Annotated in this window: 27 protein-coding genes; all 27 read left to right on the top strand. The window is 65.4% G+C overall.

Annotated elements, in window-relative coordinates:
- Nucleotides 1–193: 193 nt before the first annotated feature.
- The 27 genes from C7I84_RS05820 (at nt 194) to dnaE (ending at nt 25,748) form a co-directional block, all read left to right on the top strand.
- Nucleotides 194–559 carry an NADH-quinone oxidoreductase subunit A gene (locus C7I84_RS05820; protein WP_106771210.1) on the top strand — a complete coding sequence of 122 codons (366 nt, stop codon included), beginning with the start codon at nt 194–196 and terminating at the stop codon, nt 557–559.
- Nucleotides 550–1,125 (top strand): NuoB/complex I 20 kDa subunit family protein, encoded by a 576-nt coding sequence (locus tag C7I84_RS05815; RefSeq protein WP_106771209.1) that lies wholly within the window; start codon nt 550–552, stop codon nt 1,123–1,125. Before C7I84_RS05820 ends, C7I84_RS05815 begins: the two co-directional genes overlap by 10 nt.
- 4 nt (nt 1,126–1,129) lie before the next feature.
- Nucleotides 1,130–1,300, top strand: a complete 171-nt coding sequence (locus C7I84_RS29930; RefSeq protein WP_165815991.1) for a hypothetical protein — start codon at nt 1,130–1,132, stop codon at nt 1,298–1,300.
- Entirely contained in the window at nt 1,297–1,899 is a 603-nt protein-coding gene (locus C7I84_RS05810; RefSeq protein WP_106771208.1) for an NADH-quinone oxidoreductase subunit C, read from the top strand. The genes C7I84_RS29930 and C7I84_RS05810 overlap by 4 nt, the downstream gene beginning before the upstream one ends.
- A 21-nt stretch (nt 1,900–1,920) precedes the next feature.
- Nucleotides 1,921–2,307: a four helix bundle protein gene (locus C7I84_RS05805; protein ID WP_106771207.1), complete on the top strand. Its 387-nt coding sequence runs from the start codon at nt 1,921–1,923 to the stop codon at nt 2,305–2,307.
- A gap of 45 nt (nt 2,308–2,352) precedes the next feature.
- On the top strand, nt 2,353–3,543 hold the full coding sequence (locus C7I84_RS05800) for an NADH-quinone oxidoreductase subunit D (protein WP_106771206.1): 1,191 nt from the start codon (nt 2,353–2,355) through the stop codon (nt 3,541–3,543).
- A complete protein-coding gene (locus C7I84_RS05795; RefSeq protein ID WP_106771205.1) occupies nt 3,540–4,118 on the top strand; it encodes a Uma2 family endonuclease in 579 nt (192 codons plus the stop codon). The genes C7I84_RS05800 and C7I84_RS05795 overlap by 4 nt, the downstream gene beginning before the upstream one ends.
- Nucleotides 4,108–4,386, top strand: coding sequence for a hypothetical protein (locus tag C7I84_RS05790; protein ID WP_133170062.1), 279 nt, complete (start codon nt 4,108–4,110; stop codon nt 4,384–4,386). The genes C7I84_RS05795 and C7I84_RS05790 overlap by 11 nt, the downstream gene beginning before the upstream one ends.
- A gap of 13 nt (nt 4,387–4,399) precedes the next feature.
- Entirely contained in the window at nt 4,400–5,653 is a 1,254-nt protein-coding gene (locus C7I84_RS05785) for an NADH-quinone oxidoreductase subunit E (protein WP_106771203.1), read from the top strand.
- A gap of 10 nt (nt 5,654–5,663) precedes the next feature.
- Nucleotides 5,664–6,968 (top strand): NADH-quinone oxidoreductase subunit NuoF, encoded by a 1,305-nt coding sequence (gene nuoF, locus C7I84_RS05780; protein ID WP_106771202.1) that lies wholly within the window; start codon nt 5,664–5,666, stop codon nt 6,966–6,968.
- 80 nt (nt 6,969–7,048) lie between these two features.
- Nucleotides 7,049–7,867, top strand: a complete 819-nt coding sequence (locus C7I84_RS05775) for an NADH-quinone oxidoreductase subunit E (protein ID WP_106771201.1) — start codon at nt 7,049–7,051, stop codon at nt 7,865–7,867.
- A 9-nt stretch (nt 7,868–7,876) separates the two neighbouring features.
- A complete protein-coding gene (locus C7I84_RS05770; protein ID WP_106771200.1) occupies nt 7,877–8,188 on the top strand; it encodes a pentapeptide repeat-containing protein in 312 nt (103 codons plus the stop codon).
- Nucleotides 8,188–10,272: an NADH-quinone oxidoreductase subunit NuoG gene (nuoG, locus tag C7I84_RS05765; protein ID WP_106771199.1), complete on the top strand. Its 2,085-nt coding sequence runs from the start codon at nt 8,188–8,190 to the stop codon at nt 10,270–10,272. Before C7I84_RS05770 ends, nuoG begins: the two co-directional genes overlap by 1 nt.
- A 9-nt stretch (nt 10,273–10,281) precedes the next feature.
- Nucleotides 10,282–11,325 (top strand): NADH-quinone oxidoreductase subunit NuoH, encoded by a 1,044-nt coding sequence (gene nuoH / locus C7I84_RS05760; protein ID WP_106771198.1) that lies wholly within the window; start codon nt 10,282–10,284, stop codon nt 11,323–11,325.
- Entirely contained in the window at nt 11,325–11,804 is a 480-nt protein-coding gene (locus C7I84_RS05755; protein WP_106771197.1) for a GFA family protein, read from the top strand. Before nuoH ends, C7I84_RS05755 begins: the two co-directional genes overlap by 1 nt.
- Nucleotides 11,801–11,992 carry a hypothetical protein gene (locus C7I84_RS05750; protein WP_106771196.1) on the top strand — a complete coding sequence of 64 codons (192 nt, stop codon included), beginning with the start codon at nt 11,801–11,803 and terminating at the stop codon, nt 11,990–11,992. Before C7I84_RS05755 ends, C7I84_RS05750 begins: the two co-directional genes overlap by 4 nt.
- A gap of 4 nt (nt 11,993–11,996) precedes the next feature.
- The gene (nuoI, locus tag C7I84_RS05745) at nt 11,997–12,488 is read left to right on the top strand and encodes an NADH-quinone oxidoreductase subunit NuoI (protein ID WP_106771195.1); all 492 of its coding nucleotides are present in this window, start codon (nt 11,997–11,999) and stop codon (nt 12,486–12,488) included.
- Between the two features lie 218 nt (nt 12,489–12,706).
- Entirely contained in the window at nt 12,707–13,327 is a 621-nt protein-coding gene (locus C7I84_RS05740; RefSeq protein ID WP_106771194.1) for an NADH-quinone oxidoreductase subunit J, read from the top strand.
- A 2-nt stretch (nt 13,328–13,329) separates the two neighbouring features.
- On the top strand, nt 13,330–13,638 hold the full coding sequence (gene nuoK / locus C7I84_RS05735) for an NADH-quinone oxidoreductase subunit NuoK (protein ID WP_106771193.1): 309 nt from the start codon (nt 13,330–13,332) through the stop codon (nt 13,636–13,638).
- Between the two features lie 13 nt (nt 13,639–13,651).
- The gene (nuoL, locus tag C7I84_RS05730; RefSeq protein ID WP_106771192.1) at nt 13,652–15,667 is read left to right on the top strand and encodes an NADH-quinone oxidoreductase subunit L; all 2,016 of its coding nucleotides are present in this window, start codon (nt 13,652–13,654) and stop codon (nt 15,665–15,667) included.
- A 3-nt stretch (nt 15,668–15,670) separates the two neighbouring features.
- Nucleotides 15,671–17,212 carry an NADH-quinone oxidoreductase subunit M gene (locus C7I84_RS05725; protein WP_106771191.1) on the top strand — a complete coding sequence of 514 codons (1,542 nt, stop codon included), beginning with the start codon at nt 15,671–15,673 and terminating at the stop codon, nt 17,210–17,212.
- Nucleotides 17,213–17,226: 14 nt separating this feature from the next.
- The gene (gene nuoN, locus C7I84_RS05720) at nt 17,227–18,663 is read left to right on the top strand and encodes an NADH-quinone oxidoreductase subunit NuoN (protein WP_106771190.1); all 1,437 of its coding nucleotides are present in this window, start codon (nt 17,227–17,229) and stop codon (nt 18,661–18,663) included.
- A 4-nt stretch (nt 18,664–18,667) separates the two neighbouring features.
- Complete coding sequence (locus tag C7I84_RS05715) at nt 18,668–19,495, top strand: biotin--[acetyl-CoA-carboxylase] ligase (protein ID WP_106771189.1); 828 nt, start codon at nt 18,668–18,670, stop codon at nt 19,493–19,495.
- A 102-nt stretch (nt 19,496–19,597) separates the two neighbouring features.
- The gene (locus C7I84_RS05710; RefSeq protein ID WP_106771188.1) at nt 19,598–21,268 is read left to right on the top strand and encodes a ribonuclease J; all 1,671 of its coding nucleotides are present in this window, start codon (nt 19,598–19,600) and stop codon (nt 21,266–21,268) included.
- A gap of 97 nt (nt 21,269–21,365) precedes the next feature.
- Nucleotides 21,366–21,770: a methylmalonyl-CoA epimerase gene (gene mce, locus C7I84_RS05705; protein WP_106771187.1), complete on the top strand. Its 405-nt coding sequence runs from the start codon at nt 21,366–21,368 to the stop codon at nt 21,768–21,770.
- A 4-nt stretch (nt 21,771–21,774) separates the two neighbouring features.
- The gene (locus C7I84_RS05700; RefSeq protein ID WP_106771186.1) at nt 21,775–22,044 is read left to right on the top strand and encodes a DUF1467 family protein; all 270 of its coding nucleotides are present in this window, start codon (nt 21,775–21,777) and stop codon (nt 22,042–22,044) included.
- A 245-nt stretch (nt 22,045–22,289) separates the two neighbouring features.
- The gene (gene dnaE / locus C7I84_RS05695; protein WP_245428328.1) at nt 22,290–25,748 is read left to right on the top strand and encodes a DNA polymerase III subunit alpha; all 3,459 of its coding nucleotides are present in this window, start codon (nt 22,290–22,292) and stop codon (nt 25,746–25,748) included.
- Nucleotides 25,749–25,758 lie beyond the last annotated feature (10 nt).

Raw genomic sequence — 25,758 nt, 5'->3', positions numbered from 1 at the left:
CTGACAAGGACTGTCGGGACGTCCGCCATGTTTTAGCCAAGGATCGGCTTGCGTCGCTTCCGAGCCTGCGCTAACGCTCTGCCGCATCGCAGCAAGGTTTCGGGCAGGTGGCCGGCGGGTCAGACTGTCGCGCTCCCAGCCTCCCGTTCCGTGCTATGATTTGAAGTCAGGATCGCCAACGGAAGGTCGGAGCATGGACGGGCTACTCGGTTCATATCTTCCCGTCATCATCTTCCTCGGTGTGTCGATCGTCATCCCTGTGGTGCTGGTGGTTGCACCCTATCTGGTGGCGTATCGCAACCCCGATCCGGAGAAGCTGTCCGCCTACGAGTGCGGCTTCAACTCCTTCGACGACGCACGCATGAAGTTCGATGTCCGCTTCTATCTGGTGTCGATCCTGTTCATCATCTTCGATCTCGAAGTGGCCTTCCTGTTCCCGTGGGCAGTGTCCTTCGGCGAGATCGGCATGTTCGGCTTCTGGTCGATGATGGTGTTTTTGGCCGTGCTGACGATCGGCTTCGTCTATGAGTGGAAGAAGGGTGCGCTGGAATGGAACTGAGCACGACCACGCTCGTCGCGCCGCAGCCGAGGGGCATTCTCGATCCGCGGACTGGCAAGCCGGTCGGCGCCGACGACCCGTTCTTCGGTGATCTGAACAACGAATTGTCCGACAAGGGTTTTCTGGTCACGTCGTCCGAGGCGCTGATCAACTGGGCCCGCAGCGGCTCGCTGATGTTCATGACTTTCGGCCTCGCCTGCTGCGCGGTCGAGATGATCCACACCTCGATGCCGCGTTACGACAGCGAGCGTTTCGGCGTCGCGCCGCGCGCCAGCCCGCGCCAGTCCGACATCATGATCGTGGCAGGCACGCTGACCAACAAGATGGCGCCGGCGCTGCGCAAGGTCTACGACCAGATGCCGGAGCCGCGCTACGTCATCTCTATGGGCTCCTGCGCCAATGGCGGCGGCTACTACCACTATTCCTATTCGGTGGTGCGCGGCTGCGACCGCATCGTGCCGGTCGACATCTACGTGCCGGGCTGCCCGCCGACGGCGGAAGCGCTGCTCTACGGCATTTTGCTGCTGCAGAAGAAGATCCGCCGCACCGGCACGATCGAGCGGTGACGGCATGGCTGAGCCCAAGGATCTTGTCTTGCCTCTGCTCCGCGAAATCCAGGCGGACTTGGCAGCGTTTCGAAAGGAAACCGGCGAGCGGCTGAGCAGGCTGGAAACGGGTCAGCGGAATATCCGGTCTGCGCTGGGCGGGGAAAGAGTTCGCGAACTGGAGTCGCACAAGTGAGCGAAGCTCTCAACGATCTCTCGGCCTACCTCACGGAGAAGCTTGGCCGGCGGCTGGGCGGCGCCGTCGTCGCCTATGGCGAACTGACGCTGTCGGTCGAGGCAAGCGACATCGTCGACGTGCTGACGTTTCTGAAAAACGACGTGCAGTGCCAGTTCGTGTCGTTCATCGATATTTCCGGCGTCGACTATCCGGCGCGGGCCAAGCGCTTCGACGTCGTCTACCATCTCCTGTCGCCGCGCCAGAACCTGCGCGTGCGCATCAAGGTGGAGGCCGATGAGCAGACGATGGTCCCTTCCGCCACCGCCGTCTATCCCGGTGCCGACTGGTTCGAGCGCGAGACCTACGACCTCTACGGCATCCTGTTCTCCGGCCACCCGGACCTGCGCCGCATCCTCACCGACTACGGCTTCGAGGGGCATCCGCTGCGCAAGGATTTTCCGCTGACCGGCTTCGTCGAGGTGCGCTACGACGACGAGGCCAAGCGCGTGGTCTACGAGCCGGTCGAGCTCAAGCAGGAATTCCGCAATTTCGATTTCCTCTCGCCCTGGGAAGGCACGGACTACGTGCTGCCGGGCGATGAAAAGGCGAAGCAGTGAATGGTGAATAGTGAATGGTGAATGGACAAGAAGTCCGAGCCGATACGCGACTACCGCGATCTGATCGTCTGGCAGGAGGCGATGGACATTGCGGAGGACGTTTATCGTCTGACGAAGCAGCTTCCGCGGGACGAACTGTTCGGCATGGCGTCACAACTGCGTCGCTGCGCGGCCTCCATTCCGGCCAATATCGCGGAGGGGTGGGGGCGCGGGCAAAGACGCCCTTTCATTCAATTCCTGCGAATCGCCCAAGGCTCCCTGAAGGAACTCGAAACGCATCTCGCGCTCTGTGTGCGAGTGAGTTTGTTGGAGTCTTCGGAGGTCAGCAGGGTGAACGAGCGCTGTTCCCGACTGGGAAAGCGGCTGGTTCAGTACGTGCGGTCGCTCGATATCGGGCCGGAGCCATGACCATTCACTATTCACCATTCACCATTCACTGCGCGGAACGCGCCCATGCCTGAAATCGACGTCCGCAACTTCAACATCAACTTCGGGCCGCAACATCCTGCGGCGCACGGCGTTTTGCGCCTCGTGCTGGAGCTCGACGGCGAGGTGGTCGACCGGGTCGATCCGCATATCGGGCTGCTGCACCGCGGCACCGAGAAGCTGATGGAGGCCAAGACCTACCTGCAGGCCGTGCCCTATCTCGACCGGCTCGACTATTGCGCACCGATGAACCAGGAGCACGCCTTCGCGCTCGCCGTGGAGCGGCTGCTGGGCATCGAGGTACCGAAGCGCGGGCAGATCGTGCGCGTGTTGTGCTGCGAGATCGGCCGCATCATGTCGCACATCCTCAACGTCACCACCCAGGCGATGGACGTCGGTGCGCTCACCCCGCCACTGTGGGGTTTTGTCGACCGCGAGAAGCTGATGGTCTTCTACGAGCGCATGAGCGGCTCGCGCATGCATGCGGCTTACATCCGCCCGGGCGGCGTGCACCAGGACCTGCCGCCGGAGTTGATCGAGGACATCGGCCGCTGGATCGACCCGTTTCTCAAGACGCTCGACGACCTCGACAATTTGCTCACCCCCAACCGCATCTTCAAGCAGCGCAACGTCGACATCGGTGTGGTGTCGCTCGACGACGCCTGGGCCTGGGGGTTTTCGGGCGTGATGGTGCGCGGCTCGGGCGCTGCCTGGGACCTGCGCAAGAGCCAGCCCTACGAGTGCTACGCCGAGATGGAGTTCGACGTGCCGATCGGCAAGAACGGCGACTGCTTCGACCGCTATCTCATCCGCATGGAGGAGATGCGCCAGTCGGCGAAGATCATGCGCCAGTGCATCGACCTGCTGCTCGGCAAGGAGCGCGTCGGGCCGGTCTCCAACATGGACGGCAAGGTCGTGCCGCCGAAGCGCGCCGCCATGAAGCGCTCGATGGAAGCGCTCATCCACCACTTCAAGCTCTATACCGAGGGCTTTCATGTGCCGGCCGGCGAGGTATACGCGGCGGTCGAGGCGCCGAAGGGCGAGTTCGGCGTCTACCTCGTCTCCGACGGCACCAACAAGCCCTATCGCTGCAAGCTGCGCGCGCCCGGATTCGCGCATCTACAGGCTATGGACTTCCTCTGCCGCGGCCACATGCTCGCCGACGTCTCGGCGGTGCTGGGCTCACTCGACATCGTGTTCGGCGAGGTGGATCGATGATGGTGGCGCTGCCGAAGACGAAACTGGCCGTTCAGGACTATCTGCGCTGGTCCCAGTCCCAGGCCGAGGGCCGGTTTGAGCTCGTGGGCGGCGAGGTGATCATGATGTCGCCGGAAACGGTTCGTCACGTCCAGATCAAGAACGAGGCCTGGCTGGCCTTGCGCAATGCAATAAAGCGGGCCGGGCTACAGTGCACCGCCTTTGGCGACGGCGTCGGTATTCGGATTGACGATGCAACGGTCCGCGAGCCCGACGTTTCGGTGCAATGCAAGCCAGCCGATCCGGACTCGTTGCTGATCGATGAGCCGATCATCGTGCTGGAGGTCGTTTCGCTCTCCAGTGTTCGCAGCGACACCGGCGCCAAAGTGGCCGAGTACTTTCGTGTACCGAGCATCCTTCACTATCTAATCGTCGATCCTTTTAGCCGTTCGCTCATTCATCACAGCCGCGGCGACGAAAAGTATCCGATTTCTACCCGAATCATTACCTCGGGTGAGGTCGAGCTATCGCCGCCCGGCCTTATCGTGGCGGTGTCCGATTTTTTGACCGAAGGTGACACTGAAGATGCGGGTTGACTCTCATCTACGGCGAGGCGTCCCGGCGAAAGCATCGCTTCTTGGTCTTGCCCTTTCGCTGCTCGCCGTACCGGCGATGGCGCAGGACAAGCCCACAGTCGAAAGCCTGCTAAAGCAGGGCTACGACGTGGTCGGGGTGTTTCCGTCCGATGCCGGGCCGGGAATCCTGCTGGAGGACGACGACGGCGACCGGCTGATGATGTGCTTCGTTGCCGAGACGCCGCAATCCGCCGAGATCGTCACCCAATATTGCAAGCCAGTACGCTAGGGTTCGTCCGTAAATGTCCGTTCGCCGTCTTGCCGAGCCAGCCGTCCAGCCTGCCACCTTCGCCTTCGCCGGCGAGATGGTGGGCGAGGCGCAGCGCTGGATCGCCAAATATCCCGAGGGCCGCCAGCAGTCGGCCGTCATCCCGCTGCTGATGCTCGCGCAGGAGCAGGAAGGCTGGGTGACCAAGGCCGCCATCGAGCATGTCGCCGGCATGCTCGACATGCCGCTGATCCGCGTGCTGGAGGTCGCCACCTTCTACACCCAGTTCCAGCTCAAGCCGGTCGGCCGCCAAGCCCACATCCAGGTCTGCGGCACGACGCCCTGCATGATCATGGGCGCCGAGAAGCTGATGGATGTGTGCCGCTCGAAGATCCATCACGACCAGTTCCACCCCAATGCCGAAGGCACGCTGTCGTGGGAGGAGGTCGAGTGCCTCGGCGCCTGCGTCAATGCGCCGATGGTGATGATCTTCAAGGACACCTACGAGGACCTGACACCGGAACGGCTTGCCGAGATCATCGACGCCTTCGAGACAGGCAAGGGCGACACGGTGATACCTGGCCCGCAGACGGCGCGCAGCGTTTCGGCGCCGATCGGGGGCCTGACCAGCCTGACCGAGGAGAAGGCGGTGCTGAAGGCGACCCGCGACCGCGAGGCGCGGGAGGCGGCGATGGCTGACGCCGGTGAGGCGGCGAGCGTGCCGCCGTCCAAGTCGGCCAAGCCCAAGACTGACGCGCCGGAGACGAACCCGGCGATCAAGACGCCGTCGCCCGAGAAGGCCAGCCAGAACGGCGAGAAGGCTGCGAGCGTCGGCGCGCCGGTCCATTCGGCCGCTGCCGCCAACAAGGCGGCGGAGGCCGTCGAGAAGGTGGAGAAGCAGCGCAGCGGACGGGCCCCGCACGACGAGCCCGTCACCGCCTTCAAGGCGCCGGAGACCAGGCAGGGCGCGGCTCGTGCCAAGGCCCAGGTTGCCAGGCCATCGCTCGGGGACAGGAACCGTCCGGCCGGCATCGAGAAGCCGGCGGTGGTCGACGACCTCAAGCTGATCTCGGGCGTCGGGCCGAAGATCGAGGGCATCCTGCATTCGCTCGGCATCTACACCTTCGCCCAGGTGGCCGCGTGGAAGACAGCGGAGCGCGAATGGGTCGACGGCTACCTGAATTTCAAGGGCCGCATCGAACGTGACGACTGGGTGAAGCAGGCCAAGGCGCTCGCCAAGGGCGGCGTGGCCGAATACATCCGCGTGTTCGGCAAGAAGCCGGTCTGAGGGACGATCAATGCTTCAGGACAAAGACCGCATCTTCACCAACATCTACGGCCTGTTCGACAGGTCGCTGAAGGGCGCGATGGCGCGCGGCCAGTGGGACGGCACCAAAGCGATCATCGACAAGGGGCGCGACTGGATCATCAACGAGATGAAGGCGTCCGGCCTGCGCGGCCGCGGCGGCGCCGGCTTTCCGACCGGCCTGAAATGGTCGTTCATGCCCAAGCAGAGCGACGGCCGCCCCTCCTACCTGGTCGTCAACGCCGACGAATCGGAGCCGGGAACCTGCAAGGATCGCGACATCTTGCGGCACGATCCTCACACGCTGGTGGAAGGCTGCCTGGTGGCTGGCTTCGCCATGGGCGCGGTCGCCGCCTACATCTATGTGCGCGGCGAGTTCATCCGCGAGCGCGAGGCGCTGCAGCGGGCGATCGACGAAGCCTACGACGCCCGCCTGATCGGCAAGGACAACATCAACGGCTACGATTTCGACATCTACGTCCATCACGGCGCCGGGGCCTATATCTGCGGCGAGGAGACGGCGCTGCTGGAAAGCCTGGAGGGCAAGAAGGGCCAGCCGCGGCTGAAGCCGCCTTTCCCCGCCAATATGGGCCTCTACGGCTGCCCGACGACGGTCAACAACGTCGAGTCGATCGCGGTGGCGCCCACCATCCTGCGGCGCGGCGCCGCCTGGTTCTCCTCCATAGGCCGGCCCAACAATGTCGGCACGAAACTGTTCATGTTGGTCGGCCATGTGAACACGCCCTGCACGGTCGAGGAGGCGATGGGCATCACCTTCCGCGAGCTGGTGGAGAAACACGGCGGCGGCATCCGCGGCGGCTGGGACAATCTGCTCGCCGTCATCCCCGGCGGCGCTTCGTGCCCGGTGGTCAAGGCCGAGGACATCATCGACTGCCCGATGGATTTCGACGGGCTGCGGGAGCGCAAATCCTCCTTCGGCACGGCTGCTGTCATCGTCATGGACAAGTCCACGGATATCGTGAAGGCGATCGCCAGGCTCAGCTATTTCTTCAAGCACGAGAGCTGCGGCCAGTGCACGCCGTGCCGCGAGGGCACGGGCTGGATGTGGCGGGTGATGGAACGGCTGGTGCGCGGCGAGGCGCAGAAGCGCGAGATCGACATGCTGCTCGACGTCACCAAGCAGATCGAGGGGCATACGATCTGCGCATTGGGCGACGCGGCGGCATGGCCGATCCAGGGTCTGATCCGCAACTTCCGGCCTGAGATCGAACGGCGTATCGACGAATTCACCCGCAACGCTCATCGCGCCGAGCCGGTGCTGGTTGCGGCCGAGTAGCGGATCGGAGACGAGCAGAACGTACGACAGGTTGGAGGCGGTCAACGCGGGCGACGGAACAGACGACAAGGAAGCATGCCATGTCGATGTTTTCCATTCCCGATGGACTATTGCCGAGTGAGACGATGCTGGACGATGCGATGAAGCAGATGGGGGTTCCGATGCCGGCCGAGATGGCCGGCGCCGTAAACCTCATGGCGCATCCGCTTGCGGGCGCGGCGGCGATGTCGGCGCTTGGCGTCGGTCTCGCCAGCCAGGCGATGGGCGCGTGGCTCGGCTCGATGGCCGGCGCCGCGACCGCGTCGCGCCGGCTGTTCTTGCCGATGTTCGAGGAAGCCGCCGCCGATGCGCACGAGTTCCGCGATACCGCGCGCACGCCGCAGGCGCGGGCGAAGATGGCCGCCTCGACGCTGATCGCCGAGGCCGGGATGCTTCCCGGCAAGCCGCAGGCCGGGAAGGTCGAGAGCAGGGCCGGGAAGGCGGCCCAATCCGCACCGAAAGTTGCTCGGATCAAGGTGGCCCCGGCAGAAAAATCCGGGACCGGCGCCGGGCCGAAAGCCGCCGGCTCCGCGCCGGTGCAACCCGCTGCAACTGGAAAGGCGGCGGTCGAGGCGACACCGCAGGCTGGTGCCGCGCCTGCCGCCCCTCCATCCGGGGAACTCCGAAAGCCGGCGGCGATCGGCAAGCCGGCGCGGCCGGACGATCTCAAGGCGATCGCCGGCGTCGGCCCGAAGCTGGAGCAGGTTCTGAACGGCCTCGGCGTGTGGACCTATGCGCAGATCGCCGCCTGGTCCAAGGACGAGATCGCCTGGGTCGAGGATTCGCTCGGTTTCTCCGGCCGCATCGACCGCGACGACTGGATCGGCCAGGCGACGAAGCTCGCCGGCGTGAAGACCTAAGGACCGGCGATGGAAATCCACGACACCCGCGACGTCCTCGACGTGAAGAACGCCACGATGGCGAATTCGCGTTTCGACGACGTCAACCTGTCGAACACGCGTTTCCACAACGCCAACCTGTCGGCGGCGGCGTTCGACAAGGTGCTGCTCAGCAATGCGAGCGTCGTCGACGCCAACCTCTCCAACGCCCTGTTCCGCGACGTGAACATGAGCAATGTGAAGATCGAGAAGGCACAGATCGCCGGAATGACGATCAACGGCATCAGCGTCAACGACATGATGCAGGCATACGAGGCGGCGCAGGCCGCCGGGGGTAAGTGATGGCAAAACTCAAGGTCGACGGGAACGAGATCGACGTACCCGACCACTACACGCTGCTGCAGGCGGCGGAGGCGGGCGGCGCCGAAGTGCCGCGTTTCTGCTTCCACGAGCGGCTGTCGATCGCCGGCAACTGCCGCATGTGCCTGATCGAGGTGAAGGGCGGGCCGCCCAAGCCGGCCGCATCCTGCGCCATGGGCGTGCGCGACCTGCGCCCCGGCCCGAACGGCGAGGCGCCGGAGATCTTCACCAACACGCCGATGGTCAAGAAGGCGCGCGAAGGGGTGATGGAGTTCCTGCTCATCAACCACCCGCTCGACTGCCCGATCTGCGACCAGGGCGGCGAATGCGACCTGCAGGACCAGGCGATGGCGTTCGGCGTCGATTCCTCGCGCTACCAGGAGAACAAGCGCGCGGTCGAGGACAAGTATATCGGCCCGCTGGTCAAGACGATCATGAACCGCTGCATCCACTGCACGCGGTGCGTCCGCTTCACCACCGAGGTTGCCGGCATCTCAGAGCTCGGCCTGATCGGCCGCGGCGAGGACGCCGAGATCACCACCTATCTTGAGCAGGCGATGACCTCGGAGCTGCAGGGCAATGTCGTCGACCTCTGCCCGGTCGGCGCGCTGACCTCAAAGCCGTTCGCCTTCACGGCGCGGCCGTGGGAGCTCACCAAGACCGAATCGATCGACGTGATGGACGCCGTCGGCTCCGCGATCCGCGTCGATTCACGCGGCCGCGAGGTGATGCGCATCATGCCGCGCGTCAACGACCAGGTGAACGAGGAGTGGATATCCGACAAGACCCGCTTCATCTGGGACGGGCTGCGCACGCAGCGGCTCGACCGGCCATATGTCCGCAGGAATGGTAGTCTCGCGCCGGCAACCTGGCCGGAGGCTTTTGCCGCCATCAAGGATGCGGTGGCCAAGTCGGCCCCGGACCAGATCGGCGCCATCGCCGGCGATCTCGCGGCGGTCGAGGAGATGTATGCGCTGAAGCTCTTGATCCAGTCGCTCGGTTCGCAGAACGTCGACTGCCGGCAGGACGGCGCGGCGCTTGATCCTTCACTCGGTCGCGGCAGCTACATCTTCAACCCGACCATCGAGGGCATCGAGCAGGCCGACGCCATCCTGATCGTCGGCGCCAATCCGCGCTTCGAGGCCTCGGTGCTCAACGCCCGCATCCGCAAGCGCTACCGCATGACCGAGCCGCTGGCGGTGGGCGTCGTCGGCGAGGCCGTCGACCTGCGCTATCCCTATGAGCCGCTGGGTGCCGGACCGGAGACGCTGAAGGAGCTGGCGGCGGGACGCGGCGGCTTCTTCGACGTGCTGAAGAACGCCAAGCATCCGATGATCATCGTCGGCCAGGGCGCGCTGGCGCGGCCGGACGGCGCCGCGGTGCTCGGCCTGGCCGCGAAGCTCGCGGAAGCCGCCGGCGTGGTCAAGGACGGCTGGAACGGCTTTGCCGTGCTGCACACGGCGGCGGCGCGCGTCGGCGGCCTCGACATCGGCTTCGTGCCGGGCGAGGGCGGCAGGGACGTCGCTGGCATGCTGGGCGGCAGCGACGTGCTGTTCCTGCTCGGCGCCGACGAGCTCGACCTCGCCAAGGCGGAAGGCGCCTTCGTCGTCTATATCGGCACCCATGGCGACCGCGGCGCGCACCGCGCCGACGTCATCCTGCCGGCGGCCGCCTACACCGAGAAGTCGGGAACCTACGTCAACACCGAGGGCAGGGTGCAGCAGACCAGCCGCGCCGGCTTCGCGCCCGGCGACGCGCGCGAGGACTGGGCGATTCTCAGGGCGCTGTCCGACGTGCTCGGCAAGCGGCTGCCGTTCGATTCGCTGGCGCAGCTCAGGGCATCGCTCCACCAGGCCCATCCGCATCTCGCCGAGATCGACGAGATCCTGCCGGGCAGCGTGGCCGATATCGGCAAGGCTGCGCAACTCGGCGGCGCCCTGACGAAAACCGCGTTTGCATCGCCGGTCGAAGACTTCTATCTGACGAACCCAATCGCCCGGGCGTCGGCCGTGATGGCGGAATGCTCGGCCCTGGCCAGGGGCGGGTTCAAGCAGGCAGCCGAGTAGAGACGCAGCATGGAATCCTTTCTCACAGTCTACGTGCTGCCGGCGCTGATCATCCTGATCAAGTCGGTCGTGCTGCTTGTTGTGCTGCTGATCTTCGTCGCCTACCTGCTCTATGCCGACCGCAAGATCTGGGCGGCCGTGCAGCTCCGCCGCGGCCCGAACGTCGTAGGGCCATGGGGTCTGCTGCAGTCTTTCGCCGACCTGTTCAAGTTCGTGTTCAAGGAGCCGGTGATCCCGTCGGGCGCCAACAAGGGCGTGTTCCTGCTCGCCCCGGTGGTGTCGGCCGCCCTTGCGCTGGCGACCTGGGCGGTCATCCCGGTCGACGAGGGCTGGGCGGTCGCCAACATCAATGTCGGCATCCTCTACGTCTTCGCCATCTCGTCGCTGGAAGTCTATGGCGTCATCATGGGCGGCTGGGCGTCGAACTCGAAATATCCGTTCCTTGGCGCGTTGCGGTCGGCGGCGCAGATGGTGTCCTACGAGGTGTCGATCGGCTTCGTCATCGTCACCGTGCTCTTGTGCGTCGGCTCGCTCAACCTCACAGACATCGTGCTGTCGCAGAGCGACGGCCTCGGCACCCATCTCGGCCTGCCCAACACCTTCCTCGACTGGCATTGGCTGGCGCTGTTCCCGATGTTCGTCGTGTTCTTCATCTCGGCGCTGGCCGAGACGAACCGGCCGCCCTTCGACCTGGTGGAAGCCGAATCTGAGCTCGTCGCCGGCCACATGATCGAATATTCGTCGACGCCGTTCCTGCTGTTCTTCCTCGGCGAGTATGTGGCGATCGTGCTGATGTGCGCGCTCACCACCATCCTGTTCCTCGGTGGGTGGCTGCCGCCCTTCGACTTCGCGCCGTTCACCTGGGTGCCGGGCGTCATCTGGTTCGTGCTCAAGGTCTGCCTGGTGTTCTTCATGTTCGCCATGGTGAAGGCATTCGTGCCGCGCTACCGCTACGACCAGCTGATGCGGCTCGGCTGGAAGGTGTTTCTGCCGATCTCGCTGGCGATGGTCGTCATCACCGCCGCCTTCCTGAAGCTGACGGGGCTGGCGTGATGGCAGGGACGGGCGGCGACAGCGTGCGGGTCGAGACGGGCGCCTGTTTCTGCGGCGACATCGCCGCGGAAATGCATGGCGAGCCGTTCTGGGTCGTCAGCGACCACGACGCCGACTGCCGCCGCGCCATAGGCGGGCCGCTGATGCTCTGGGTCGGCTATCGTCCGGCGGAGGTGCGCTTCAGCCGCGGCACGCCGAGAACGTTTTCGAAGACGCCCGGCGTGACCCGCAGCTTCTGCGGCCGTTGCGGCACGTCGATCGGCTATGTCGACGACGGCCTGGCCGACGAGCACTATCTGGCGATCGGCTTCTTCGATCACCCGGAGCGCTTTACGCCGCAGGCGCATGGCTATTGGCAGGAACGGCTGCCTTGGGTGGCCTTTGCCGATGACTTGCCGCGCCAGTCGGGTTATACGCGCGGCCGCGACGCCGCGTTCGGCACGCCCGCCGACAGGCAGAAGGCGGGAGCCAAACCATGAGCGCGAGCCTGATCGGCGCCTTGGTCGGCCTGGTCGTCGCGGCGGCGGATTTCTACCTGCTGCGGCTCTTGGCCTCACGGGTGGACCTGCCCGAGACCAAGAAGGTTCTGAACATAACCGGCCTCAGCCAGTTCGTGTTGATGCCGCTGGTGGGCTGGTTCGTCGGCCCGCTGTTTGCTGGAGAATGAGAAGATGTCAGCGCTAGCCCAGGCCGCCAAGTCGCTGCTGCTCAAGGAATTCGTCGGCGCCTTCGTGCTGTCGATGCGGCAGTTCTTCGCGCCGAAGGAGACCATCAACTACCCGCACGAGAAGGGGCCGCTCAGCCCGCGCTTCCGCGGCGAGCACGCGCTGCGCCGCTATCCCAACGGCGAGGAGCGCTGCATCGCCTGCAAGCTGTGCGAGGCGATCTGCCCGGCGCAGGCCATCACCATTGAGGCCGGTCCGCGCCGCAACGACGGCACGCGCCGCACCGTGCGCTACGACATCGACATGGTGAAGTGCATCTATTGCGGCTTCTGCCAGGAGGCCTGCCCGGTCGACGCCATCGTCGAGGGACCGAATTTCGAATTCGCGACGGAGACGCGCGAGGAACTCTACTACGACAAGGACAAGCTGCTCGCCAACGGCGACCGGTGGGAGCGCGAGCTCGCGCGCAACCTCGCGCTCGACGCGCCGTATCGGTGAACAGGCACCGGGGACAGTTTACTTAATTCCGTGTTCGGGGCTGCGCCCGGCGAACCGGGCGAGAGCGGAATTAAGTAAACTGTCCCCCAGTGGCAACATGGACGGACCGCAACGGCTCGTCTAAGGAACACGCGTTTCGTGCCGGAGGCGGCGGCGGAGCGGCAGGACGGACGGCGTGCAAGGCGCCCGGCCGTAAGGACAGGAACCCGGGGGAACCCATGCTCAACGGACTCGAGGCGATCTTCTTCTATCTCTTCGCCTTCGTCGCGGTGGCGGCGGCCTTCATGGTCATCTCCGCGCGCAACCCGGTGCATTCGGTGCTCTACCTGATCCTCACCTTCTTCAACGCCGCCGCGCTGTTCCTGCTCACCGGCGCCGAGTTCCTGGCGATGATCCTGCTCGTCGTCTATGTCGGCGCGGTGGCGGTGCTGTTCCTGTTCGTCGTCATGATGCTCGACGTCGACTTCGCCGAACTGAAGAGCGGTGCCCTGCAATACGCCCCGGTCGGCGCGCTGGTCGGCATCGTGCTTGCCGCCGAGCTGATCATCGTGCTCGGCGGCTATGCCTTCGCGCCGCAGCTCGCCTCGACCGTTTCCAAGCCCACGCCGGACATCGTCACCCGCACCAACACGGCCGCGCTCGGCGACATCCTCTACACGGACTACGTCTATTTCTTTCAGATCGCCGGCCTGATCCTGCTGGTCGCCATGATCGGGGCGATCGTGCTGACGCTGCGCCGCCGCGAGCATGTGAAGCGCCAGGACGTGTCGGTCCAGGTGGCGCGTACGCCGGCCACCGCGATCGAGATCAAGAAAGTTGAAACGGGGAAGGGTATCTGACGATGGCCGTCGGCATCGCGCATTATCTCACGGTTTCGGCTGTCCTGTTCACGCTCGGCGTGTTCGGCATCTTCCTGAACCGCAAGAACGTCATCGTCATCCTGATGTCGATCGAGCTCATCCTGCTTGCCGTCAACCTGAACTTCGTCGCCTTCTCGGCGGCGCTCGGCGATCTCGTCGGCCAGGTGTTCGCGCTGTTCGTGCTCACCGTCGCGGCGGCCGAGGCGGCGATCGGCCTTGCCATTCTCGTCGTCTTCTACCGCAACCGCGGCTCGATCGCGGTCGAAGACGTCAACATGATGAAGGGCTGAGCGAAGGTTTCCTATGTACCAGGCCATCGTCTTCCTTCCGCTCCTCGGCTTCCTGATCGTCGGGCTGTTCGGCACCTCGCTGGGCGCCAAGGCGTCGGAATACATCACCTCCGGCCTGCTGGTCGTCTCGGCGGTGCTGTCGTGGGTCGCCTTCTTCACCGTGGCCATGGGCGACGTCGAGACCTTCACCGTGCCGGTGCTGCGCTTCATCGATTCCGGCACGATGCAGGCCGACTGGGCGCTCAGGATCGACACGCTCACCGTCGTCATGCTGGTGGTGGTCAACACCGTCTCGGCCCTGGTCCACATCTATTCGATCGGCTACATGCACCACGACCCGCATCGGCCGCGCTTCTTCGCCTATCTGTCGCTGTTCACCTTCGCCATGCTGATGCTGGTGACGTCGGACAACCTCGTACAGATGTTCTTCGGCTGGGAGGGCGTTGGCCTCGCCTCCTACCTGCTGATCGGCTTCTGGTACAAGAAGCCGTCGGCCAACGCCGCGGCGATCAAGGCCTTCGTGGTCAACCGCGTCGGCGACTTCGGCTTCATCCTTGGCATCCTCGGCGTCTACGTGCTGTTCGGCTCGGTCGATTTCGGCACCATCTTCGCCAACGCGGCCACCTACCTGCCGGCCGGCGGCCACGGCGCCGAAGCGGCGGCGGGCGAGGCGGCTGCGCATGGCGAGACAGTGCTGAATTTCCTCGGCTACCACCTCGACAAGGCGGGCGCGCTGACCGCCGTCTGCCTGCTGCTGTTCATGGGCGCCATGGGCAAGTCGGCGCAGGTGCCGCTGCACACCTGGCTGCCGGACGCCATGGAAGGCCCGACCCCGGTGTCGGCGCTGATCCATGCCGCCACCATGGTGACGGCCGGCGTGTTCATGCTGGCTAGGCTCTCGCCGATCTTCGAATTGTCGCACACAGCGCTGCTGGTGGTGACGATCATCGGCGCCATCACCGCCTTCTTCGCCGCCACCGTCGGCCTGGTGCAGAACGACATCAAGCGCGTCATCGCCTATTCGACCTGTTCGCAGCTCGGCTACATGTTCGTGGCGCTGGGCATGGGCTTCTATTCGGCGGCGATCTTCCACCTGTTCACGCACGCCTTCTTCAAGGCGCTGCTGTTCCTCGGCTCGGGCTCGGTCATCCACGCCGTCTCCGACGAGCAGGACATGCGCAGGATGGGGGGGCTGCGCCGGCTGATCCCCAAAACCTACTGGATGATGGTCATCGGCACGATCGCGCTGACCGGCGTCGGCATCCCGGCGACCGTCATCGGCACGGCCGGCTTCTTTTCCAAGGACGCCATCATCGAGGGCGCCTTCGTCGGCCACAACGCCTTCGCCGGCGCGGCCTTCGTGCTCCTGGTCGTGGCGGCCGCCTTCACCAGCTTCTATTCGTGGCGGCTGATCTTCATGACCTTCCACGGAACGCCGCGCGCCACTGCCGACGTCATGCACCACGTGCATGAATCGCCGCCGGTCATGCTGGTACCGCTCTATTTGCTCGCCGTCGGCGCGCTGTTCGCCGGCTTCGTCTTCCACGACTACTTCATCGGCGAGCATTACGAGGCGTTCTGGAAGACGGCGCTGTTCACGCTGCCCGACAACCACATCCTGCACGACTTCCACGACGTGCCGATGCTGGTGAAGCTGGCGCCGTTCCTGGCGATGCTGGGCGGCTTCCTCGTCGCCTACCACTTCTACATCCGCAGCCCGGAGACGCCACGGCAGGTCGCGCAGCGCCACCGCCTGCTCTACCAGTTCCTGCTCAACAAGTGGTACTTCGACGAGCTCTACGACTTCCTGTTCGTCAGGCCTGCGAAGCGTCTCGGCTATTTCCTGTGGAAGCGCGGCGACGGCTGGCTGATCGACGGTTTCGGTCCCGACGGGGTGTCGGCCCGGGTGATGGATCTCACCAACCGCGTGGTCAAGCTGCAGACCGGTTATCTCTATCACTATGCCTTTGCCATGCTGATCGGCGTCGCGGCGCTCGTCACCTGGATGATGCTCGGGAGCTCGTTCTAGACCATGACCGACTGGCCGATCCTCTCCACGGTCACGTTCCTGCCGCTGGTCGGAGCGTTCCTGATTTTGCTCATCCGCGACGACGGCGAGATCGCGCGGCGCAACATCCGCAATGTCGCCCTGCTGACGACCGTCTTCACCTTCATCCTGTCGCTGTTCATCTGGATCGGGTTCGACAATTCGGAACCCGGCTTCCAGATGGTCGAGGAAGTCGCCTGGCTCGGCGGCGGCATCGCCTACAAGATGGGCGTCGACGGCATCTCCATGCTGTTCGTCATCCTGACGACCTTCCTGATGCCGCTCTGCATCCTCGCCTCCTGGGTGTCGGTGGAGAAGCGCGTCAAGGAATACATGATCGCCTTCCTGCTGCTCGAGACGCTGATGATCGGCGTGTTCTGCGCGCTCGACCTGGTGCTGTTCTACGTGTTCTTCGAGGCCGGCCTCATCCCGATGTTCATCATCATCGGCGTGTGGGGCGGCAAGCGGCGCGTCTATGCCAGCTTCAAGTTCTTCCTCTACACGCTGCTCGGCTCGGTGCTGATGCTGCTCGCCATCATGGCGATGTACTGGCAGGCCGGCACGATGGACATCCCGACGCTGCTGACCCACGCCTTCCCGGCCGGCATGCAGCCATGGCTGTGGCTCGCCTTCTTCGCCTCCTTCGCGGTGAAGATGCCGATGTGGCCGGTGCATACCTGGTTGCCCGATGCCCACGTCGAGGCGCCGACGGCCGGTTCGGTCATCCTGGCGGCGATCCTCCTGAAGATGGGCGGCTACGGCTTCCTGCGCTTCTCGCTGCCGATGTTCCCGCTCGCCTCGGCCGATTTCGCGCCGCTGGTGTTCGCGCTGTCGGTCGTGGCCATCATCTACACCTCGCTGGTGGCGCTGATGCAGGAGGACATCAAGAAGCTGATCGCCTATTCGTCAGTGGCGCATATGGGCTACGTGACCATGGGCATCTTCGCGATGAACCAGGCCGGCATACAGGGCGCGCTGTTTCAGATGCTGTCGCACGGCCTGGTCTCCGGCGCGCTGTTCCTGTGCGTCGGCGTCATCTACGACCGCATGCATACCCGTGAGATCGCCGCCTATGGCGGACTGGTCAACAACATGCCGAAATATGCCGTGGTGTTCCTGATCTTCACCATGGCCAATGTCGGCCTACCGGGCACCAGCGGCTTCGTCGGCGAGTTCCTGACGCTGGTCGGCATCTTCCAGGTCAACACCTGGGTGGCGCTGTTCGCCGCCACCGGCGTGATCCTGTCGGCGGCCTACGCGCTGTGGCTCTACCGCAAGGTGGTCTTCGGCGTGCTGTCGAAGGAAAGCCTGAAGGGCCTGCTGGACCTGTCGCCGCGCGAAAAGACGGTGATCTACCCGCTGGTGGTGCTCACCATCTTCTTCGGCGTCTATCCGGCGCCGGTCTTCGACGCGACGGCGGCTTCCGTGCAGGCGCTCGTCAATCAGGTTTCCGCATCCATCGAGGCAGCGCCGCAGGCGGCGGCGGCCGAACCGGCGGCGGCGGCAGCGCCCGCCGCCGCGCACTGACAGGACCACGGCAGATGACGCCAGACCTCTCCCTCAGCCTTTCGCTCGCAGCGCCCGAGCTGATCATCGCGCTCGGCGCGATGGCGCTGCTCATGGTCGGCGTCTTTTCAGGCGAGCGGGCGAACACCACGGTGACCGGCCTGGCGGTGGCGGTGCTGATCGCCGCCGGTGCCTGGATGCTGCTCTTCACCGGCGACGGCACGGCCTTCGGCGGCGCCTTCGTTAGCGACGCCTTCGGCCGCTTCATGAAGATTCTGACGCTCATCGGCTCGGTGGTGACGCTGATCATGTCGGTCGGCTTCGCCAAGGCCGAGAAATTCGACAAGTTCGAGTATCCGGTGCTGATCCTGCTGGCCACCCTCGGCATGCTGCTGATGGTCGCGGCCAACGACATGATCTCGCTCTATCTCGGCCTCGAGCTGCAGTCGCTGTCGCTCTACGTGGTCGCCGCGATCAACCGCGACAGCGCCCGCTCGACGGAGGCCGGCCTCAAGTACTTCGTGCTCGGCGCGCTGTCGTCAGGCATGCTGCTCTACGGTATCAGCCTCGTCTACGGCTACACCGGCAACACCAGCTTCGAGGCGATCGCCGCGGCGCTCGGGCAGGGCGAGCGCCAGCTCGGCCTCGTCTTCGGCCTGGTCTTCGTGCTGGCCGGCCTTGCTTTCAAGATCTCGGCCGTGCCCTTCCACATGTGGACGCCCGACGTCTACGAAGGGGCGCCGACACCGGTCACCGCCTTCTTCGCGGCGGCACCGAAGATGGCGGCGATGGCGCTGCTCGTGCGCGTCACCATGGGCGCGTTCGAGCCGATCGCGCCGGACTGGCAGCAGATCGTCGTGTTCATCGCCATCGCCTCGATGATCCTCGGCTCCGTGGCGGCGATCGGCCAGAAGAACATCAAGCGGCTGATGGCTTATTCCTCGATCGGCCACATGGGTTTTGCCCTGGTCGGGCTCGCCGCCAACACTGAGGCCGGCGTGCGCGGCGTCGCCATCTACATGCTGATCTATCTGGTGATGACGCTCGGCACCTTCGCCTTCATACTGGCGATGCGCCGCAAGGACGGCAACGTCGAGCAGATCGGAGACCTGGCGGGCCTGTCGACCACCAATCCCGGCATGGCGACGATCATGACCATCCTGATGTTCTCGCTGGCCGGCATCCCGCCGCTCGCCGGCTTCTGGGCGAAGTGGTACGTCTTCCTCGCCGCCATCGATGCCGAACTCTATGCGCTCGCCGTCATCGGCGTGCTGGCTTCGGTGGTGGGCGCCTACTACTATCTCCGCATCATCAAGATCATGTGGTTCGACGAGCCGGTCGGCGGCTTCCTGCCGATGGCCGGCGAGCTTCGGCTGGTGCTCGGCGTGTCCGGCGCCTTCGTGCTGTTCTACGTGCTGATCGGCGCGCCGATCGGCAGCATGGCCGAGGCCGCCGCGAAATCGTTCTTCTGACGCGATGGCGTTCCAGCTCGCCCCGACCGCGATCGCCGACGGCTACCGGCTCGACGCGCACGAAACGGTCGGCTCCACCAACGCGCTGGCGATCGAGCATGCCCGCGCCGGCGATCCCGGAAAGCTCTGGGTGGTGGCAAGCCGGCAGGAGAGCGGGCGCGGGCGGCGCGGACGCGCCTGGGCGACGCCGCAAGGCAATCTCGCGGCCACGCTGCTGCTGATTGTCGGGCGTGACCTGCGGGTGGCGGCGACGCTCGGCTTCGTCGCCGGCCTCGCTCTGTCGGACGCGCTCGACGCGGTTGCGCCGGGAGCCCGCATCGCGGTCGGGCTGGACGGCGGTCAATCCATGCAAGGCGGGCGCTTCGAGCTCAAATGGCCGAACGACGTGCTTGCCGGTGGGGCCAAGCTCGCCGGCATCCTGCTGGAATCGACGATGATCTCGGACGAGCGGGCGGCCATCGCCGTGGGCATCGGCGTCAATGTCGCGGCCTATCCCGAAGGCCTGCCCTATCCGGCGACGTCGCTCATGGCGCTCGGCGCGCGCGCCGACGCGGCGACGTTGTTTCTGGCGCTGTCCGACGCCTGGAGCGTGGCGATGCGTGACTGGGACGAGGGCAGGGGGCTGGCGCGCATCCGCAAGCGCTGGCTGGCGCGCGCTGCCGGCCTCGGCAGCGAGGTCGCCGTGCGAGCCGACGACAGGATCGTGCGCGGCGTGTTCGAGACGATCGATGAGGAATGCCGTTTCGTCATCCGCGAGGAGGACGGCGGCAGGATCGCGATCGCCGCGGGCGACGTGCATTTCGGCGCGGTCGCCTCGGCGGGCGCGGTGTGAATTCGTTCAAGGACAGCTTACTTTTTTCCGCCCGTGCGACATGAAGCGCCACCGCTTTCTGCGGAAAGAACGTAAACTGTCCCCGGCATCCACGAGGTAGATATGGCAAGATATTCAGGTCCCGAATTCGTCTTCGCCCCGCTCGGCGGCGTCGGCGAGATCGGCATGAACTTCGCCCTTTATGGCTTCGGGCCTGCGGACCGACGCGAATGGCTGGTGGTCGATGTTGGCGTGACCTTCCCGGACGCCACGCTTCCCGGCGTCGATTTGGTGCTTCCCGACATCCGCTTCATCGAGGCTCAGGCCGACCGGCTGCGCGGCATCGTCATCACCCACGCGCATGAAGACCATTACGGCGCGCTGCTGGAATTGTGGCCGAAGCTGAAGGCGCCGGTGTGGATGACGCCCTTCGCCGCCGGGCTGCTGGAGGCCAAGCGGCAGTCGGACGGCGGCGGGCCGAAAATACCGGTCAACATCTTTCGCGCCGGCGAAAAGTTCACGGCCGGCCCGTTCGGCATCGAGGCGGTCGCCGTCACCCATTCCATCCCCGAGCCGGTGTCGCTCGCCATCACCACGCCGCTCGGCACTGTCGTCCACACTGCCGACTGGAAGATCGACCCGGCGCCGGAGATCGGACCGCTCACCAACGAGGCACGCTTCCGCGAGATCGGCGACGCTGGCGTGCTGGCTCTGGTCTGCGATTCCACCAACGCGCTGCGCGACGGCGAATCGCCGTCGGAGCAGGCGGTGGGGCAGGGGCTGCGCAGCGTCATCGAGACGGCGCCCGGCCGCGTCGCCGTCACCACCTTTTCCTCCAATGTCGGCCGCATCCGCTCGATCGCCGAAGCGGCGCGCGACGCCGGCCGGCAGTGCCTGCTGCTCGGCCGCTCGCTGAAGCGCGTCGTCAATGTGGCGGGCGAGCTCGGCTACATGGACGGGCTGCCGGAGTTCATCGCCGAAGAGGATTTCGGCTATATCCCGCGCGAGAATCTTGTCGTGATCTGCACCGGCAGCCAGGGCGAGGCGCGCGCCGCGTTGGCAAAGCTCGCCCGCGACGAGATGAAGACGGTGGCGCTGACGGCGGGCGACGTCGTGGTGTTCTCCTCGCGCACCATTCCCGGCAACGAGAAGGCGATCCTCGAGATCAAGAACCTTCTGATCGACCAGGGCGTGAAGATCATCGAGGACGGCGACGCGCTGGTGCACGTCTCCGGTCATCCGCGCCGCAACGAACTCAGGCGCATGTATGAGTGGACGCGCCCGAAGATCGGCATTCCCGTGCACGGCGAGGCGGCGCACCTGGTCGCCCAGGGCGCGCTGATGGCCGAAGCCGGCATTGCGGAAGTAGCGCAGGTGCGCGACGGCGACATGATACGACTGGCGCCGGGCGCGGCCGAGATCGTCGACCGAGTGCCGTTCGGCCGCTTCTACAAGGATGGCAAGCTCGTCGGCGACGACGAGGCGATGGGTATCCGCGAACGGCGCAAGCTCTCCTTCGCCGGCCATGTCGCCGTCAATGTCGTGCTCGACGACAAATACGAGCTCGCTGGCGAACCCGACATCGTGTCGATCGGCGTAGCAAAACTCGACGCCAGGGGCGAGGAGATCGAGGACATCATGCTCGATGCGGCAATCGGCGCGGTGGACTCCATCCCTCGTCAGCGCCGAAAAGACCTCGACCTCGTGCAGGAGGCGGTGCGCCGCGCCGTGCGCGGCTCCGCCAACGAAGCCTGGGGTAAGAAGCCGCTGGTGACGGTGTTTGTTACGAGGTGAGACGAGCGAATAGGGAGTAGCGAATAGCGAATAGCTCTCGCGTCGGTTCTTCCTCTATTCGCTATTCCCTATTCGCTATTCGCTTGGGTTTGCATCAATGCTTGGCCGCCTGAACCACGTCGCCATCGCCGTGCCGGATCTGCAAGCCGCGGCAGCGGTTTACCGCGACACGCTCGGCGCCAGGGTGAGCGCGGCGCAGGCCCTGCCGGAGCACGGCGTAACCGTCGTCTTCATCGACACCGGCAACACCAAGATCGAGCTCCTGGAGCCTTTGGGCGAAGCCTCACCGATCACTGCCTTCCTGGAGAAGAATCCGTCCGGCGGCATGCACCACGTCTGCTACGAGGTCGACGACATCCTCGCCGCCCGCGACCGGCTGCAGGCTTCCGGCGCGCGCGTGCTCGGCGACGGCAATCCCAGGATCGGCGCGCACGGCAAGCCGGTGCTGTTCCTGCATCCCAAGGATTTTTTGGGGACGCTGGTGGAACTGGAGCAGGCGTGAGCCCATGACCTACATCTCGGCCTTCGCCGTCTATCTCATCATCTGGTGGACAGTGCTGTTCGCTGTGCTGCCCTTCGGCCTGAAGACGCAGGACGACGACGGCGAGACGGTGCTCGGCACCGTCTCCAGCGCGCCGCGCGGACCGCACATGCTGCGCGCCGTCATCTGGACGACGATCGTCTCGGCTCTGATCTTCGGCTTCCTGCTGCTGTTGACGCGCTATTTCGGCCTCAGCATCGACGATATCCCGCGGGTGATCCCCGACATCCGATAACGGGCGCCAACGACATCGCCCCGCTTGTGAGCAGCGGGCAATATGTCTGGCATCGCTCCCGCGGTTGCGCGACAATAGGCGTGAGCCCCCGAGTCTCCAGCCGAGTTGCCATGTCCGCCGACCGACCCCCGCGCGATCCCATCCTGCGCGCCGCCATGCAGTCCGGCGGCGCTGCCGTCGCAGAGGCGGCGGTGTTCGCGCCGGGCCTGGCCGAATCCGCGCCGGAAGTCGACGGCAAACCGGAAATGCGCGGCCAGACGCCCGGCATCTTCATTCATTTGCGCGTGCATTCCGCCTATTCGCTGCTGGAAGGCGCGCTGCCGATCGGCAAGATCGTCGCGCATGCGATGAAGGACCGGGCTCCGGCGATCGCCATCGCCGACACCAACAATTTGTTCGGGGCGCTGGAATTCGCCAACAAGATGGTGAAGGACGGCGTCCAGCCGCTGATCGGCTGCCAGCTCGACCTCTCCTTCAGCGGCGAGCCGAGCGATGGCCGCAGCGGCGCCCAGCGGCGCGCCGGCGTCGAGCACAATCCGGTCGTGCTGATCGCCGCGACCGTAGACGGTTATGCCAATCTGGTGCGCCTGGTCAGCCGCGCCTATCTCGACGACCCGGCGGGGGAGGCGATCAAGATCTCGACCGAATGGCTGGAGGAGCTTTCCGCAGGTCTGATCTGCCTGACCGGCGGGCCGCGCGGGCCGGTCGGCATGGCGCTGAAATTCGACCATGCGGATCTTGCCGAGAACCGCCTGCTCAAACTCAAGGAGATTTTCGGCGACAGGCTCTATGTCGAGCTGGAGCGGGTGGGCAATTGGGATCGCCGCATCGAGGCGGCGACCATCGACCTAGCCTACCGCCACGAGTTGCCGCTGGTCGCCACCAACGAGGCCTTCTTTCCGGCGCGCGACGATTTCGAGGCGCATGACGCGCTGATCGCCATCGCCGAGGGTTCGGTCGTCGCCTCCGATGACCGCCGCCGGCTGACGCCCGACAACTACCTGAAGACCCAGGCCGAGATGGCGGCGCTGTTCGCGGACCTGCCCGAGGCGATCGACAACACCGTCGAGATCGCCAGGCGCTGCTCCTATTATCCGAAGAAACGCTCGCCGATCCTGCCGCGCTTCACCGGCAGCGGCGACGACGCCGAGAAGGCGGAGGTCGAGGAACTGCGCCGGCAGGCGCGCGAAGGCCTGGTTCACCGCTTCGAGACGGTTGGCATGACGCAGGGCTTCACCGAGGAGCAGTATCGCGAACGCCTGGAATTCGAACTCGGCATCATCGAGCGCATGAAATTCCCCGGCTACTTCCTGATCGTCGCGGACTTCATCAAATGGGCCAAGGCGCACGGCATTCCGGTGGGGCCGGGCCGCGGCTCGGGCGCCGGCTCGCTGGTCGCCTATGCGCTCACCATCACCGACATCGATCCGCTTCGCTTCTCGCTGCTGTTCGAGCGCTTCCTCAATCCTGACCGCGTGTCGATGCCGGATTTCGACATCGACTTCTGCCAGGACCGTCGCGAGGAGGTGATCCGCTACGTTCAGGAGAAATACGGCCGTGACCAGGTCGGCCAGATCATCACCTTCGGCTCGCTGCAGGCACGCGCGGTGCTGCGCGACGTCGGGCGCGTGCTGCAGATGCCGTACGGCCAGGTCGACCGGCTGTGCAAGATGGTGCCGGCCAACCCGGCCAACCCGGTCAAGCTGGCCGATGCCATCGCCGCCGAGCCGCGCTTCGCCGAAGAGGTCGAGAAGGAGCCGATCGTCCAGACCCTGCTCGACATGGCCCAGAAGCTGGAGGGCCTCTACCGCCACGCCTCGACGCATGCCGCCGGCATCGTCATCGGCGACCGGCCGCTGTCCGAGCTGGTGCCGATGTACCGCGACCCGCGCTCCGACATGCCGGTCACCCAGTTCAACATGAAGCTGGTGGAGGAGGCGGGGCTGGTGAAGTTCGACTTCCTCGGCCTGAAGACCCTCACCGTGCTGGAGACGGCGGTGAAGCTGATCCGGCGGCGCGGCGTCGACATCGACCTGGCAAAACTGCCGCTGGACGACCAGAAGACCTACCAGATGCTGTCGCGCGGCGAGGTGGTCGGAGTGTTCCAGGTGGAATCGGCCGGCATGCGCAAGGCCCTCATTGGCATGAAGCCGGACCGTATCGAGGACATCATCGCACTGGTGGCGCTCTACCGGCCGGGCCCGATGGAGAACATCCCGACCTACAACGCCCGCAAGCACAAGGAAGAGGAGATCGCGTCGATCCATCCGATGATCGACCATCTCGTGGCGGAGACGCAGGGCGTCATCGTCTACCAGGAGCAGGTGATGCAGATCGCGCAGGAGCTTTCCGGCTATTCGCTCGGCGAAGCCGACCTCTTGCGCCGCGCCATGGGCAAGAAGATCCGCGCCGAGATGGACGCGCAGCGCGTGCGCTTCGTCGAAGGCGCGGTGAAGAACGGGCTGACCAAGCAGCAGGCCGACTTCATCTTCGACCTGCTGGCGAAATTCGCCGACTACGGCTTCAACAAGTCGCACGCCGCCGCCTATGCGGTGGTCTCCTACCAGACCGCCTACCTGAAGGCGCACTACCCGGTCGAGTTCTTGGCCGCGTCGATGACGCTCGACATGGGCAACACTGACAAGCTGGCGGATTTCCGCCAGGACGCGCTCAGGCTCGGCATCGATGTGGTGCCGCCATCCGTGAAGACCTCGTATCGCGACTTCGAGGTGGAGGAGAACCGCATCTTCTATGCGCTGGCCGCGATCAAGGGCGTCGGCGACGCGGCGGTCGAGCACATCGTGGCGAAGCGCAGGGAGAAACCCTTCGCCGATCTCGAGGATTTCTGCGAGCGGGTCGACCCGAAGGTCGTCGGCAAGCGCGTTTTCGAAAGCCTGATTCTCGCCGGCGCCATGGATTGCTTCGGCCACGACCGGGCTGCCATGATGGCTGGCATCGAGCGCATGATGGGCCTGGCGTCGCGCGCCCACGAGGATGCGGCGCTCGGCATCGTCGACATGTTCGGCTCGGGCTCGGCCGGTCGCCAGCAGAAGCTGATCCTTCCGGCCGCCGAGCCCTGGCTGCCGGCGGAGCGCCTGCACAAGGAGTTTCTGGCCGTCGGCTTCTATCTCTCGGCGCATCCGCTCGACGAGTACAAGGTGGCACTCGAGAAGATGCGGGTGCAGAACTGGGCCGATTTCTCCATCGCCGTGAAGCGCGGCGCCACGGCTGGCCGGCTGGCCGGCACGGTGACGTCCAAGCAGGAGCGCAAGACCCGCACCGGCAACAAGATGGGCGTCGTTATGTTCTCGGACCAGACAGGCCAGTACGAGGCGGTGATGTTTTCCGAGACGCTGGCGCAGTACCGCGATCTGCTGGAGCCCGGCCGCTCGGTCGTGCTGACGGTGGCGGCGGAGGACCGGCCGGAGGGCGTCAGTTTGCGCATCCAGACCGTGCAGTCGCTCGAGGACGAGGCGAGCCGCGTGCAGAAGGCGCTGCGCATCTACGTGCGCGACGCCACGCCCCTCAACGCGCTGGCGGGCCAGCTCACGGTCAAGGGCGACGGCCAGGTCAGCTTCATCGTGCTCAAGGAGGAGGCGCGCGGCGAGGTCGAGATCGCGCTGCCGGAGCGCTATCGGCTCTCGCCGCTGCTGGCATCGGCCATGAAGGCCGTGCCCGGTGTGGTCGAGGTGGAGTTGGTTTGAACGGCCTTCG

Origin of the sequence: Kumtagia ephedrae, from assembly GCF_003012745.1 — a bacterium.
In the GTDB taxonomy this organism is placed as follows: Bacteria; Pseudomonadota; Alphaproteobacteria; order Rhizobiales; family Rhizobiaceae; genus Kumtagia; species Kumtagia ephedrae.
The sequence above is the reverse complement of the archived record's forward strand: the minus strand, read 5'-3'. Positions and strand labels throughout refer to the sequence as shown.